The organism is Xenorhabdus entomophaga (assembly GCF_037996725.1).
Classification (GTDB): domain Bacteria; phylum Pseudomonadota; class Gammaproteobacteria; order Enterobacterales; family Enterobacteriaceae; genus Xenorhabdus; species Xenorhabdus khoisanae.
The window spans coordinates 16,752-31,590 of sequence record NZ_JBBMXH010000049.1 but is presented as its reverse complement, the minus strand read 5'-3'; the positions used below and the strand labels follow the sequence as shown (position 1 = coordinate 31,590).

12 protein-coding genes are annotated in these 14,839 nt (G+C 44.5%); 9 read left to right on the top strand and 3 right to left on the bottom strand.

The window, feature by feature from the left end:
* The coding region (locus AAC854_RS11725) for a helix-turn-helix domain-containing protein (RefSeq protein ID WP_340617273.1) at nucleotides 1–445 on the bottom strand (445 nt) is incomplete at its 3' end.
* A 508-nt stretch (nucleotides 446–953) separates the two neighbouring features.
* Between AAC854_RS11725 and AAC854_RS11720 the strand changes: the two genes are divergently transcribed.
* The 9 genes from AAC854_RS11720 to AAC854_RS11680 all read left to right on the top strand — a co-directional run bounded on the left by AAC854_RS11720 (nucleotide 954) and on the right by AAC854_RS11680 (nucleotide 10,964).
* Entirely contained in the window at nucleotides 954–1,418 is a 465-nt protein-coding gene (locus AAC854_RS11720; protein ID WP_340617272.1) for an acyl carrier protein, read from the top strand.
* A 96-nt stretch (nucleotides 1,419–1,514) separates the two neighbouring features.
* On the top strand, nucleotides 1,515–2,780 hold the full coding sequence (locus AAC854_RS11715; RefSeq protein ID WP_340617271.1) for a beta-ketoacyl-[acyl-carrier-protein] synthase family protein: 1,266 nt from the start codon (nucleotides 1,515–1,517) through the stop codon (nucleotides 2,778–2,780).
* A 3-nt stretch (nucleotides 2,781–2,783) separates the two neighbouring features.
* Nucleotides 2,784–3,869, top strand: a complete 1,086-nt coding sequence (locus AAC854_RS11710; protein WP_340617270.1) for a hypothetical protein — start codon at nucleotides 2,784–2,786, stop codon at nucleotides 3,867–3,869.
* Nucleotides 3,869–5,143, top strand: coding sequence for a beta-ketoacyl-[acyl-carrier-protein] synthase family protein (locus AAC854_RS11705; protein ID WP_340617269.1), 1,275 nt, complete (start codon nucleotides 3,869–3,871; stop codon nucleotides 5,141–5,143). Before AAC854_RS11710 ends, AAC854_RS11705 begins: the two co-directional genes overlap by 1 nt.
* The gene (locus AAC854_RS11700; protein WP_340617268.1) at nucleotides 5,133–5,876 is read left to right on the top strand and encodes a hypothetical protein; all 744 of its coding nucleotides are present in this window, start codon (nucleotides 5,133–5,135) and stop codon (nucleotides 5,874–5,876) included. The genes AAC854_RS11705 and AAC854_RS11700 overlap by 11 nt, the downstream gene beginning before the upstream one ends.
* Nucleotides 5,877–5,890: 14 nt before the next feature.
* Nucleotides 5,891–8,731 (top strand): aminotransferase class III-fold pyridoxal phosphate-dependent enzyme, encoded by a 2,841-nt coding sequence (locus tag AAC854_RS11695; RefSeq protein ID WP_340617267.1) that lies wholly within the window; start codon nucleotides 5,891–5,893, stop codon nucleotides 8,729–8,731.
* A complete protein-coding gene (locus AAC854_RS11690; protein WP_340617266.1) occupies nucleotides 8,728–9,504 on the top strand; it encodes an SDR family NAD(P)-dependent oxidoreductase in 777 nt (258 codons plus the stop codon). The genes AAC854_RS11695 and AAC854_RS11690 overlap by 4 nt, the downstream gene beginning before the upstream one ends.
* Before the next feature lie 14 nt (nucleotides 9,505–9,518).
* The gene (locus AAC854_RS11685) at nucleotides 9,519–10,262 is read left to right on the top strand and encodes an SDR family NAD(P)-dependent oxidoreductase (protein ID WP_340617265.1); all 744 of its coding nucleotides are present in this window, start codon (nucleotides 9,519–9,521) and stop codon (nucleotides 10,260–10,262) included.
* A 135-nt stretch (nucleotides 10,263–10,397) separates the two neighbouring features.
* The gene (locus tag AAC854_RS11680; protein WP_340617264.1) at nucleotides 10,398–10,964 is read left to right on the top strand and encodes an NAD(P)H-dependent oxidoreductase; all 567 of its coding nucleotides are present in this window, start codon (nucleotides 10,398–10,400) and stop codon (nucleotides 10,962–10,964) included.
* 46 nt (nucleotides 10,965–11,010) lie between these two features.
* Here the strand turns inward: AAC854_RS11680 and AAC854_RS11675 are convergent, their stop codons facing one another.
* Both AAC854_RS11675 and AAC854_RS11670 read right to left on the bottom strand, forming a co-directional pair.
* Nucleotides 11,011–11,829 (bottom strand): energy transducer TonB family protein, encoded by an 819-nt coding sequence (locus tag AAC854_RS11675; protein WP_340617263.1) that lies wholly within the window; start codon nucleotides 11,827–11,829, stop codon nucleotides 11,011–11,013.
* Nucleotides 11,830–11,853: 24 nt separating this feature from the next.
* Nucleotides 11,854–14,805: a TonB-dependent receptor domain-containing protein gene (locus AAC854_RS11670; protein ID WP_340617262.1), complete on the bottom strand. Its 2,952-nt coding sequence runs from the start codon at nucleotides 14,803–14,805 to the stop codon at nucleotides 11,854–11,856.
* Between the last annotated feature and the right edge of the window lie 34 nt (nucleotides 14,806–14,839).

The following is a 14,839-nucleotide window of genomic DNA, read 5'->3' as shown; positions in this document are numbered from 1 at the left end:
TAAATTGTTGCTGTTTATGCGCATCGAATTTATGCGGCACTCCCTTGGGTTTTTTGTAGCTGAAACCTTGACGGTGAAGCCATTTCGTCATGCCGGCCACGCTGAAAGAAATCTGCCAACGTGCTCGGACATAGGCCACAATTTGGGCGGTAGTATGCATCAAATTTGCCGTCAAATAATCAATCAGAGCGGCGGTTTGTTCGGCAGAGAGATGGCTTTCAGAGCCGCCATTTTCCGGAGTGAGCTTTTCCTGTGCAATGAAATCTTTTAGGTGACGGCTTACCGTACTCTCATGAATACGTAAGGCCTGTGCAATCATCTGAGCTGTCCAGCCCTCTGACGCCAAAAGAACGGCCTTGATGCGATCACAGACTCGACTGTCTCGAGTGGTATCATGCATCAATTCAAGGGCGCGTTTTTGTTCTGGTGTCAGATGAATTTTCATGGTTGTAAGCATGATCGGATTGGGATAAGAAATCAAGCATCTTCAATGACGATTGGTATAAAAGGTTAATTGGTCTTTTTTTATGGGATTTGTCTTATTGTATTTAATTTTGACTTTGTAATTTAGATTCTTGTTATTAATGCTTGTTGTATTGAATATGAATAATTTTCATTTTGTTTGGTAAATTAGGCTGCTTAAGGATACTTATCATTGTTTATAAATAAATTGTTATTGATGTTTTTAATGAATTATTTTTTCTTTTAGTGATGTTCTTTATCGGTGTTTTTTATTAAAAACAAATAGTTGAATTGGATGCTTTTATTTGATTGTTCTTCTTTTAGAGGCAAACTATCACTTTTAAATTAACTATTTAAAAATTGATTCCTGGCGTAATTATTTTTGTTGTTGTAAGTGGTTTTTATTAATTGACACAAATAAACGAATTGTGAGAATTTAATATTCTCCTTGGTGTCGATTGCTAACTAATTTAATTTAGAACAGGTGCTGTATGAATAAATATGCCTCTGCTGTATGTGAGGAACTTTCCTCTATTCTTTTTATGGAAGAAAATAACATTAAAGAAAATTCTTCATTGATTAATGAACTGGGAGCTGACTCTTTAGATGTTATCGATTTGTCATTTAATTTAGGTAAAAAATTTAAAATAACGATGCCGACAAAAAGCGTTTTTGCTCATGCCCAGGAAATTCTCTCTGAAAGTGTGTTGTCAAGCCTATTGAATGGGGATGACCTCACACCAGAAGGTAAGGGGTTACTCATTAATAGCTGTTATAGCTATACAGAAGAGCAGTTGGAAACGATTAATACACTGGGTGATGTATTTGGTGAAACCAATGTACACAACTGGGCTTCGTTATGTCAGGCCGTGTGTGAGTCTAATGGAAGAACCGCCGATGAGCTCATTATTGGCGAAATAGAAAAATATTGTTCAGGTATTCAGATTAAATCTTAAAATTCACTCTGAGTGTATAAAACAATAACGTTTTATTTTTGAACGTAAATAGAAAAAGTTCGGCTTTAATAGCAAGTTATTAAGGTGGAAATAACTATGGCTGGTGTATCTACAGATAAAATTGTTGTAACCGGTTATGGTTTGATTGTTCGTAATCATGATTGCCCAAGTGATTTATTTAATTCATTGGCAGAAGGGAAATCACTTATCTGTGAAGATGAGTTATTAAAGGAATATGGAATAACAAACATTCCCAGTGCCAAGTTATCGTCGGAAGATATAGATAGGTTACGTAGTCAATTCAATTTTGCAGGACAATTATCCGATAATCGTGTTTTTTTGATGGCCTATAGTGCAGCATCAAATTGTCTGCGCATGGCAGGATTAACAGATGAAGTACTGAATCAGGCTAACTGTGAATTATTCTTTGCTAATAATAAGATGTTTCTTGACAGTAAATCCTTGTCTCATTACGTCAATGAAGAAAACTTCCGGTCATCAAAATATATTGATATTGAACATGTTGGGGCATTAGTGCCCCCTTATGAAATTGGTGAGGAGCTGGCGAAGCGTTTGCATGTTCCGGCTTTGCCAAAGATTTACAGTGATGCCTGTATCGCAGGTATGAGTGCGCTTTATTCTGCATATCAGAATCTCAAAAGTGGCAAGCTTGATATCGCATTGGTGGGTGCCTCGGAAGAGGCTACCCATCCGATCATGCAGGTATTGTTTAAAAAGGTCAGGGCACTTTATGACGGTAATTTCACGGAATTACACCAATCTTCACGGGCTTTTGATAAAGACAGGTCAGGCTGTGTTCTGGCCGATGCGTCTGCATTTTTAGTTGTAGAGCGCTATTCTCATGCTGTTGCCAGAAAAGTGCCAGTATTGGGAGAAATTGCAGGAATATCCCGCCTGTCTGAGGGATATAAAATGACCTCCACTGACTTATCTGGTCAATATTATCTCGACTGTATGTCTGCGGCGTTGCAAGAGGCGGGATTATTACCGGAAGAGATAGACCATATTAATTCACACGGCACGTCTACGGTGAATAATGACCTCGCGGAAAGCAAAGCGATTCATGCGCTTTTCTCCCATAATCCTCCGGTCATATCCACCAAATCTGCGACAGGTCATTCACTCTCTGTGAGTGGGTTATTGGAAGCCATACTTTCCATTGAGACACTGAAAAATGGACTCATTCTTCCCAGTTTGAATTTTTCTGATTCAGGAAAAATGGATGGCGTGATTAATGTCAACAATTCAGCAAAAGCTATGTCCGTCAATTACATCATGAGTAATTCCTTTGGTTTTGGCGGGGAAAATAGCAGTTTGATCCTGAAACGGGCCGGGGGATAAATCATGGGTATTTATATTACCAGTGGAACAAGTTTGCTTCCTGATGGCCTGAGTATGGATGACATTATTCATGGCAGAGTACAAGACGTTCAGTTGCCGGCCAGCCCCTCACATCTGCCCAATATCTTAGGCGAACGGTGCATTGATGAAACCGCTTTTTCCATGCCACGTATGGATAAGATTGTCCGGCGGGTCGCGAATGCGCAAAGCAGATGGGTGCTTTATACGGGAATTAAAACTTGGGAAAGCAGTATTGGCGACAGGTTTTCTCCTGAGCAACGCGGATTATTCATCGGATTGGGAACCAGTGATGCCGACGACAGTTCAACTCCCATCGCTTTTGATGCAAAAGATGATGAGGATTATGTTGCAAGGGCATTAATTGAAACACCCCCGTTGATGGGATTGACTCTGTTAAATACTTCAACGGCCAGTCATCTATCTCAGCATCTTGATATTACTGGAGATAATGGATTTTTTTCTCCTCATGTCGATGCCGGGGGAAATGCCCTTTTGGAAGGTTATTACAGTATCAAAGAAAAACGCAGCCAGTTTGTGCTGTGTGGAGGAGGTAGCCAGAAGATCTCCACATGGTATTACCTTGCGTATGAACACCTCATTAAAGGTGTTTCATGGATACCCGCTGAAGCAGCTTCATTTATTACGTTGCACGAAGATAGCCATCATGCGGACAGTGAAGTTTCTCAGGTGTTTCGCACTCTCCTTCACCATCGTGATCACGTTGGGCGTCTTCTGGCTTGGATGTCGGAAGAAAATCGCCTGCCTGCCCAAATAATCCATGTCGGGAAAATCACAGATGAGTTTACGGCGCGGGTTTATGACACGTTCCCGTCTGCGGCGCAATTTAACCTTGATAACGCATTAGGATACTGCGGAGCAGCGGCTCCCTTTGTAGCGATTAATCTGGCGATTGAGATACATAAAAAAGGCACGGCTATCGATAACGTTAATCGACATGCCCGCAGCCAGTACTCTTCTGGTTTGGCATGGATACTGGTTCATGGGCTGGAAAATCAATGTACTGCCATTTTACTTCGTATGGGGATGCTTAACGGGGGAGAACAGTGATGATTTCTGAACATCGTGTGGTGGTAACAGGTATGGGGATCGTCAGTGCCTTCGGGACTGATATTGAGGCTTTCTGGAAAAGACTGTGTGATGGAGAGTCAGCCATCAAGCCGTTAATGTTTGCAGATAATGGAACGTTGCCAATCAAATATGCGGCCCAAATTGATTTTGATGTATTGCTTGCCCGGAACTCCGGCGACTTGCCGGAGGCAGGCATCACAGACAAACGTGGTGTGATGGGAATGATTGCCGCAGCGAAGGCATTGGAAGATGCAGAGTTGGACCCACGATTGTTGGCAGAGGAACGCATAGGGGTTTATGGATGCAGCGGAATTTCTGATATCACTGAAAATGACAGGCATCTGGGGCGTCATCATGATGGATCGGTCATGCAGGCTATGTTTCAGCAACGTAATAAGCTGAGTCCCTATTCCGGCATAAGATGCAGTAATGATGGCATGGTGATGGCAATTGCCCGTCGGTTTGGGTTAACCGGTCCTGTTGCCAATCTGAATGCGGCGTGTGCTGGCGCCACTCATGCCATTGGGTTGGCATGTCAGGCCATCAAAAGGCAGGAGGCTTCTATCATGCTGGCGGGTGGGGCAGATTCCGTTATTAGCCTGCGTACATTAGTCGGATTGAATTTATTGGGGGCAACGGCCGTAACAGAAAAATGGGGAAGCAAACTTTGCCGCCCCTTTGATAAACATCGCAGTGGGCTGGTTGCGGGTGAAGGCGGGGCGTTTTTGGTGCTTGAGAGTGAAGAAAGCGCACTGCGCAGGGGAGCCAGAATTTATGCTGAGATTAAAGGTTATGGTGCTTCCCTTGATGCCTATAAGCTGACTGCACCCCATCCCGATGGTATCGGCGCGGAAAGCGCTATCAGGCAGGCTATCAGCGATAGTGGATTGCCGCTGCACCAGATTGATTATATCAATGCCCATGGCACATCCACTCCCCTCAATGATGAACTGGAAACGTCAGTCATCAAACGTATTTTTGGCACTCAACCGCCATTAGTATCATCAATCAAATCCATGCTGGGGCATTGGATAGCGGCTGCGGGGGCGATAGAAGCCGTTGCAACGGTTTTGACTGTTAAAAAACATTTCATTCCCCCCACCATCAACCTTGAAGTCCCTGATCCTCTCTGTGATTTGGATTACGTGCCACAACAAGGGCGGCCTGCGCCTGTGCGCAATGCGATAACAAATTCGTTCGGGTTTGGTGGCATTAATTCGTGCCTGGTCATCGGGGAATATGATGGAAAGTAAAAAAATCAGACTCATTGGTTATCACCTGAACTGTGATCACCCACAATTTAATCGTTCGGGTTCTGACAAGGATGACAGCACTTTGATTAAAAACAGCAAACTCAGGCGTTTTTATTCCCGCGGAACGGAGAAGTGCCTGATTGCAACCAGAAAGCTATTACTGTCAGCGGGGCTGGACATTGACGATCCCGCTATAAAATTCGGATTGTACGCCACCCAGTATGGCTACCTTCATCCCATGCCTTGTGAACTGCTGCCGGAATGGGAACCCGATGAGATAAGAAGTGAAAATGATATTTATCAGGCTATGTGGACATCAGAGCGGGTCAACCCTTTCTTAATTACCCTGTCGCTCAGTAATAACCTGCTGGGCGTGCTTTCTCAGGAACTGGGCCTTCAGGGGGATTGTGCCTCGTTTCTTCGTGGAAATACGGGATTGCTCTCTGCGTTTAAAGAAGCGGAGCTATTACTGAATAACGGAGTCATTGATTATGCGTTAGTGGTGGCTTCCGGTATGGGGAAAGTCCTGCAATCTGATGATCCTGAAACGTTTGTTGAGTTTGGCGTTACCTTCATTTTCACCCGTTCAGCACAGGAAGATTACCCGATTATCGATATCGCCTCTCTGAGCCGCATGTATCATGAAGGAAATTACTCCGCCGAAACCCTGAATTTTATCAAAGACATAGCTGAAGTTATGTCCTCAACAGAATTGATTGAAAATTTTAATTAACAATAGGGTTCACTATGGAAAGTTATGCTGCATTTTGTAAGCCTCTGCTTACCCGTGCTTTGGCTTCTATTGGTTTAAACAAGACTTACCATCGGGCTTCTGGCAATTTTCTCTATTACAAAGATGAGGATGGACAGGAAATTGAGGTATTGGATCTTCTGGGAGGATATGGTGCGACATTACTCGGACACAATCCCCCTGTCATCAGAGAAAAAATCAAAAGCTATCTTGATGAAGAAATACCGGTTCATAACCAATTTTCTATCAGAAAGCCCGCCGCGTTATTGGCAGAAAGACTGAATGTGTTGTTGAAAGAAGAAACTGCAACCCGTGGCGATTTTGTATTCTGCTTTGCCAGTACGGGAGCAGAATCAATGGAAGTTGCATTGAAAAGTGCCGAATTTACACGTAATGCACAACTGCTCGCGCTAGAGCAGGAAGTGGCTCAGGCTGCCGACATACTGGAAAACGGGGCTGAGATAGCCCTGACACAAGAGCAGAAACAGCAATTGCGGCTAGAAGAAAATCCTACGGCTCAAGAGATTAAGCGGGCTTTGTCTGCATTCAATCAGGCCCAATTAGATTCAAAGCCGGCCTTTCTCGCTCTTGAACATGCTTTTCATGGAAAGATGATGGTGACAGCGAACTGTACACATGGTGGCATGTATCGCGATTATTTGAAGCGGCTGAAAATTAACACGCATTTCCTCTCCTCTGCCCGATTGGCAGAATTTGTCGAAATGGGGGAAAAAACCAATGACATTTTAAATGGTTGGGTATGGTTGCCGCAGGCAGTGAACGGTCAAATAGTTTTGGGCAAAAAGAGAGTCAGAACCGTTGCGGCATTGCTGGTAGAACCTGTTCAGGGAGAAGGTGGTGTTTATCCCCTCAGTGCAGAACAAGTTGCTGGTATCAACCGGTTAAAACACATCCTTGGATGCCCGGTTATTGCGGATGAAGTCCAGGCGGGATCAGGGCGGTGTGGGTTCTTGGTCGCTTCAAGTGATGTGGGCATTGATGCTGATTATTATGTGCTCTCCAAAGCATTGGGGGGCGGTTATGCCAAAATTGGGGTGGTTGCTATCCGTCAGGAAAGTTTTACTCCCGGATTCGATTTAATCCAAAGTTCAACGTTTGGCGAAGATGATTTCTCCTGCCGGGTTGCGCTTGATTATATCAACCTGCTGCATGCTGATCAGCGTAAGTTGCTGACACAAGTCACCCAACTGGGAAATGAATTCAAAACGCGGCTGGAAGATTTAAAAGCACAATACCCTGATGTTATTCGGGAAGTTCGCGGAAAAGGATTGATTTGGGGAATCGAGTTTTATGATGTGATTAATTCAGATTCCTACATTTTGCAAAATATCTCAGTACAAAACGGATTGGGTTATGTGATCAGCGGGCATTTACTGTGTGGCAGCCAGATTCGGGTGGCACCTTCCGGTAGTGCAGCTAACGTAATCCGTGTAGAACCTTCTGTATTTTTGGATCTTCCACAGGTTATCCGTTTTATTGAAGCACTTTCCCGCGTTTGTCTGGCTATTCATCATGCCAACGCTGGTTTTATTGTCGCGCCTCTGCTTGGGAAGCCGCTTCCGTCCATTATTGCGGATTATCGCCGCAGAAATGAGGCTAAAGAAGATGACAGTGAAGCAGATTATAAGGCCGCTTTTGTGAATCATTTGATTTCGGCGGATTGGCTGAAAGAAGTTGATCCTTCTTTTGTTCTGTTCAGCGACGAAGAAATGGCGTTATTTGTTGAAAATACAAGCTTTAATCTTGCAACCAAACCGTTTAAACCCGCCCGTATCCGCTCTGCTAATGGTCAATCGGTGAGTTTTACGCTGTATCCGATCCCGGTGACGTCAAAAATGATCAAGTCAGCGCTGGCGCAAAATGATTTAGAGAGGCTGCGGCATGAAATTGATATCCGTGTTGCCCAGGCTGCGCAGGCCGGTAATACCGTGGTTGGGTTGGGTATGTTTACCTCAATCATTACCAACAATGGTAAGTCAGTAAAGAATAACCAGATAAGCGTGACGACAGGTAATGCTTTGACTGTAGGAATGGGGATTGAAGCCTTACAAAAGAGCATGCAGCATCAGGATATTACCCAAATGCGCATAGCCGTGATTGGGGGCGCGGGAAATATCGGTCGTGTTTATGCCGAAATTCTGGGACCACAATCTCAGGAAATGGTATTGGTTGGCAGTAATAATCATGGTTCAGTGAAAAAACTGAATGAAGTGAAATACCAGATTTATCAAAACATCCATGAACAGTTTGTGGTTAATTCTCAGCCTGTTATGGGCGGATTGGCAAAGCGCGTAGTGGATTGCCTTTCATCAATGCCAGCGAATTTCCTTACAGGAAAACCGGTGGGTGAGGCGATAGATCACTACCTGAACCAGCACCATGCTGATCAAGCCTTCATTCGTATCTCCCAGAATATTTCTGATATTGAGCATTGTGATGTCATTGTCTGTGCCGCTAATGCTTCAGAAGCCTTTATTCCGGTAGACAGGATAAAAACAGGGGGCATTGTTTGTGATATTTCTGTGCCACATAACCTGTCCGATGATGATTTAATTAACCGGCCTGACATCCAAATTCTGCGGGGCGGCATTGTCCAGACTCCTTATCATGACAGCCTTGATCCCAGAGTCAGAGCCTACTTGGGGGAAGGCCAGCTCTACGCTTGTATGACAGAAACCATTTTACTGGCACTGGAACAGTACAAAGGGAATTTCTCATACGGGAATATTTCCGCCAGACAAGTTCTCGACATTATGGCACTTGCCGGGAAACACCACTTTACCCTCTCTGAAATCAAAGGGAATTCCAGCTTATGAGTGAGAATATCAGGGATAAAATAACATCCACGCCGGAATCTGCTGCACCCTGTGCCATTGTCACTGGCGGCAGCAAAGGCATTGGCCGGGCGGTGGTTTTGAGTTTGTTGGAGAGGGGATATCGGGTCGCATTCTGTTATCGCCATGATAACCCTCAAACCGCCGATTTTATTGCCCGGGTCACACATGACTTCCCCGATACTTTGCCTGTAAGGGCGGATCTTGCCAAAGCAGAGGACGTCAGCGCATTTATTAAAACCGTGAATGAGGCATTCGGCTGCATTGACCTTCTGGTCAATAACGTCGGGATTACAAGGGACGGGTTATTGGCAACGATGGAAACCAAAGATATTGAGTTATTGATAAACAACAACTTATTAAGTTATATCCTGTGTAGCCGCGAAGTCTTGAAGGTAATGATACCGCAGCGTCACGGGCATATTATCAATATCTCATCCATTTCAGCCCAACGACCGAATAAGGGGCAATCAATCTATGCTGCGACTAAAGGCGGAATAGAATCACTGACAAAGGCGCTTGCCGTTGAAGTGGCACCCAAGAACATTCGGGTCAATGCGATTGCTCCCGGGATTATTCAGACAGAGATGTCAGAAAACTTATTAAAAACACATAAGGAGTTAATTAATAGCAAAGTATTGCTCAAACGCGTCGGTGTTGTCAGCGAAATTACCTCGGCAGTTCATTTCCTGATGGAAAATCATTACATGACGGGAGAGGTAATTAATGTCAACGGTGGTCTTGCATTGAGTTAATGAAGGAAAATGTCATGTTGACGTTTATTGTAACGGGGGCGGCCAGTGGAATAGGCTATGCGGTCTGCCAGAAATTGCTGACGGCTGGCTATCATATTATTGCTATTGATATTAATCACGAAGGCTTAAATAAACTGGCGGAACAATCTCCGGGTTTAATTGAGACAATTCAAATTAACTTAGCTGATGAAAACGCCATAGCTAATCAATTGATGCCTTTGCTTAAGGAGATCAAATTACAGGGAATAGTTATTAGCCATGGTAAAGATCATGGCAATGAAATTTGTGATAATGATATTTGGGATTCGATATTGGCGACCAATCTGCATTCAGTCCAACGCCTATTGTCGAATGTTGTGCCCAATATCATTTCTGGAGGCAGAATTGTCATTATTTCGTCTATTCTTGGTAAGGCAGGAAAGAAACACAATAGTGCTTATTGTGCATCAAAACATGCTTTGCTTGGGTTAACAAAATCGCTGGCTTTGGATTTGGCGGAAAGGCAGATTACCGTAAATGCGGTATTACCTTCTTGGGTTGATACACCAATGTTGCGGGAAGGATTAGAGCCACAGGCAAAACTGCTTGGATGTTCAACTTCGGCTTTACTCAGGCGCATCGAAAAACGGATCCCGCTGAAACGATTGGTCAGCCCTGAGGATGTTGCCGGTGCCGTAATGTTTTTCATTTCTTCAGACGCAGCCATGATTACGGCCCAAGGGTTAGTGATCGATGGCGGGGATGGGTGTGGCGCATAAAGGTTATTTTCGTCGATGGTGAATAAGTGCTGTTGAAAAAAGTATTGAGATGGAACTTGCTGTTATTAAGTCTGTTTAATTCAATGAAGGTATTTATCAATACTGTTTTTTTATTTCTTCAAGGAAATATAAAGTATGAAACATATGATTATTTATGCTCATCCCAATCCTAAAAGCTTTAATAATGCCATAAAGGAAAAGATTATTAGTGAGATAGTTAAGAAAGGTGAGGAATACAGTTTTATTTCCTTGTATGACGAACAATTTGATCCTGTACTTTCCGGGCGAGATTTTGAAGCCTTGCACCGTGGTGAAGTATTGCCGGATGTCGCTAAGAGCCAGACGATGGTGAAGGAAGCGGATCACCTTATCTTTATTTATCCCATTTGGTGGTATGGTCATCCGGCCATTCTTAAAGGATGGATAGACCGGGTTTTTTCCAATGGATTTGCTTATTACGAAGATGACAAAGGGTTTACGCCCTACCTGACGGGTAAAACGGCAACGATATTTGTCACAATGGGATCAGCAAAAGATGTGCTGATTCAGTTTGATATGGATACGGATCAGTTCATGCGGGATATGACGCTTGGTACATTGGAGTTGGTTGGTATCTCGCCGGTGAAAATTGTCCCGTATTACAGCATTCCCAAAAGTAGCGAAGAAGAAAGAAAAACGATGTTAGCCTCCATTGTTATTTAACCACAACGATGAATAATCCTCGCTCCCTTTGGGAGCGGGGATTGATTTATCTCAACGTAAAATCGAGTGTTAATGTAACATCCGGTTCCATGCCGGCAGGTCTGGGGCCAATGGAACTGGCACGATTAACCGCATTGAGTGCAGCGTTATCTAATGTGCTGTTTCCGGAAGAACGCCCCACGCTGGCAGCGCTTAATGTACCATCATCAAGCAGGGAAAAGTTGATCGTGACTGTTCCTTCCTGTTTCATCCTTTTTGCCTTGCGGGGATAGTCCTTGTGGCGTTCAATTTCCTGCCGCAGTCTTGTGTGGTAATTATCTACGGCACTATTTCCTTGCCCCACTAAAGGCTGCGAAGTTGTAGCCCGGCTGATACTGCCTTCCGAATGAATTTGATCACTGCCATTGGTTTGTTGCTCTGTATGATTATCTTTCTGTACTTGTGGTGATTGAACCGGTTTCTTCTCTGCCACTTCTTGCGGCTTTTCTTTCTGCTGTTTTTGGCGTTTCTTCGGTTTGTTGGCGTCCAGCGGTTTCTCCACTTTATTTTCAGGGTGAACCGACTTATCCAGCACGATTTCCGGTTTTGTCGGTGATTCCGGTGCTGCCAAAAGTGGGGATGGGGGAGAAACCGGTTCCGGTTTATTTTCCCGGGATGGGGCGGCTACCATCGTAATGGATAGCTCCGTCATAGACGCGTTGTTGTTGATATGATGGGCCGTGTCATCATACGGAGCATGTCGGTTTAACAGCCATATCAGACTGGTATGCACTAAAATGGCAATCAGGATACCAGTCAGAAAGCGTTTTCCGAGTATCAGTGAAGAATTAGCGACTGGATTATCTAATATGGCTGCGTTGGTCATACGATCCTCTGATAAAACAAGCCGCTAGAACTGACTGGTCAGGCTGAGTTTAAAGGTTCTGCCCGGTGCGGGTATCATCGAACGGGTCAACGGATCGAGATAGTAACGGTTGGTCAGGTTTGTACCCGTCAGCTCTACCGATATGTCTGGCGTGATTTGATAGCTGATATAGGCATCAACAGTAAATACCGGGTTCCAGCGCATTGGGTTGTTGGACTGCCCTTTATAAACATCCGGCAAGGCATTCATCAGCCATTTTTCATCTTTGTTTTCTGCCTTGCTGTGGTAGAGCATCCGGCTACCCAGCTCCAGTTTTTCATCAAGCAGACGTGCGCCGACGGTCAGGTTAGCTGAATACTTAGGTTGGATGGAGGTACGTAAATAACCACCGGGAAAACCGCCATCAATACATTCAGGAATGTTGTAGCGATTCTGGGAATCCATTCTCATGACCGAGTTATTGTCACACACCTTGTTTTTCATATTATAGACCAACCCCATATCGGTGAAGAAACTGCCATTATCGTAACGCGCCTGTAATTCCAGACCGGCCAGTTTTTGTTTATCTAATTGGGAGAATTTATAGGTATTATCTCTGTCGAAAACATGCTCAATGACGGTATTGTAGTAAGAGAGTTTAATATCGGCATGGCGTTCAGCATCAATCAATTGGCTGAAATCATAGACTAAGCCGACTTCTGCGGTTTTGGCGCGCTCAGGTTTGAACTGCTGGCCTACCCGGTTAGTTTTGGCGCCTGAAAAACCGACGGTATCTTCAAAAATACTGGGCATTCTTACTGCTTCGGCGTAACGGGTATAGATACGGAAATCATCTGTAATATAAGCGGTAGCAGAGAAGGTCGGAGCCCAAGCGTGATCCTTGCGTTTTGAAGGCGTTTCCCAAGGATCGTCAACAGCAGAGCCTGATATGCCATTTGCATCAACGCTTGTGCCATATTCATATTTATAGACTTCTTTACCGCTTATCGGGTCGATAACTTTTTCATTCATATCCAGTTGGCCATTGAAATAGGGGTTATCGCTTTTATTGAGCTGACCATTGTCGGGATCGTAATCCCAAGTGAATTCTTCCTTAGCCATATAACGTTTTTGCCCACTACGGTCTGGTTTAAGGTCGATTCCCTCTATTTTATTACGTAATTCTCTTTTTTCTTTCCGGCTGAGTTCGGAATAATAGTCGTCATCCCACCTTTTCTTGAGATAATCAGCTTCTTCTGCTGTCGGTGTTCGCAAGTAACTCATTTTATGCCCAATGATTTCCTTCTGTTTTGCGTAACGTCCATCTCTTGCGGCGCGTCGTTCAGTGAGAAAATCATCTTTAGACCAATAGGAGACGCGTTTGGCTCCGGCGCTCAGTGCCAGCCATGAAGTGGGTCGCCAGTCAAAGTTAAAGGCAAGATTGATTTCCTGCCGTTGCCCTTTTCTTGCAGGTGACTGGAAGAAATACATATTATAGGGATTGTAGTCATCATTGGAGTTAAGGCGCTCACGTTGGAAATTTCCCATCAAGGTCAGATCCAAATTACGGGTAAGTTCAAATTTATTTGAGATATCCAGCCCCCAACGATTATTTTGAGAATTGGTGACAGAGGTATTTATCAATGTACCATCAATATTGGGGTTCCTGTCTTCGGTGCCTCGTTCCCATTTATAATCTCTGTCAACCGGGCTACGGGGATACCCACCTGCGGTGTTGGTGTTACTCGTAGTACGGGTTGTCCATAGATTCATGTCGAAATCGAGATAAGGGTTATCGGCGGGGTGCCATTTATAGGTCAGGTAGGCAGCTTGTTGACGGGCATTGGCTAATGGCCATTGGGGAACCACATTGTCTTCAGCAAGTACCATTGCCAGCCTTGAAGGCATAATATCGCCGAATTCCATTCGTGTATTGCGGAAACCCAGTTGTAGGGCCTGGTCATCGGTAAAATGCCAAGTGTTTTTTATTAACACGGAGCGCATTTCACTGGAAGTATTGGGGACTTCATTGCCGGGGCGGTAAATACGGGCTGCAAATGGCAGATAAGGATCTAAACTGTTTAATGCACCTGTCATGAGTTGTTCATCAGCGGCTGTAATTGATTCATCATAACGATGAGCGCCTCCCTTGCCGGCAAAATAGTTTCCCTGACGGCGGTAAGCATAGGCCAGCATCAAATCAAAATATTCCTGCCGTGTGCCCACTGCGAGACGGAACGCATTATCTTTGAATCCAAACAGCTTATTGTCTTTTGAAGAATGCGGGGTAATTTTCAATGCGGGATCGGTTTCGGCATCGTTGTGGATAAAACCGGGAACATCACGGTAGTCCTGCCCCAGTGACAGAGAAGGCTTGCGTTCTCTCACGGAGTTGCTGCTGGTTTCCAGTTTGGTGTTGATACCGAAAGTTTCACCTTGCGGTACGACATCATCAATGGTCAATGTTTTGATGGATACTGCACCACCGATTGATCCTTTGACTCTGCGGTTCAGAGAAGGACCTTTTTCGATTTCAATACTGCCGATTAGGTTTGGATCGATGTAGTTGCGGTTATTGGCACCATGATAACCACGTCCTACGGTAATCGCCTGTTCTGTACCGTCAATGGTGACGGGAATACGCCCCTGTCCCTGCACTCCACGGATATTGATATCCAAGGCTCCGCTATTGCGGGCATCACCGCTGTATACGCCAACCGCGCCTTTAATTAAATCGGCGGGAGAAGTGCCCTTATAGCGCTCTATCTCCTTTTTGCCGATATAGATATTGGAGATATCTTTGTCATAAACCGCGTTATAACCCTCTTCATCTTTATCGCTTTTATCCGTAACATGAATCTTGCCCAGATCCGTCTTGCCGCTTGAAGTTGTGACAGCCGGTCTGGATTCGGCAAACAGAGGCGGTGCAGCCAGTGAAAATGCCAGTGACAATGCAACTGTGATAGGGGTGAACTGTGTTTTAACTCGGTATGCCATTGATATCCCTCGCCTCGGTTTGTCGATTATCATC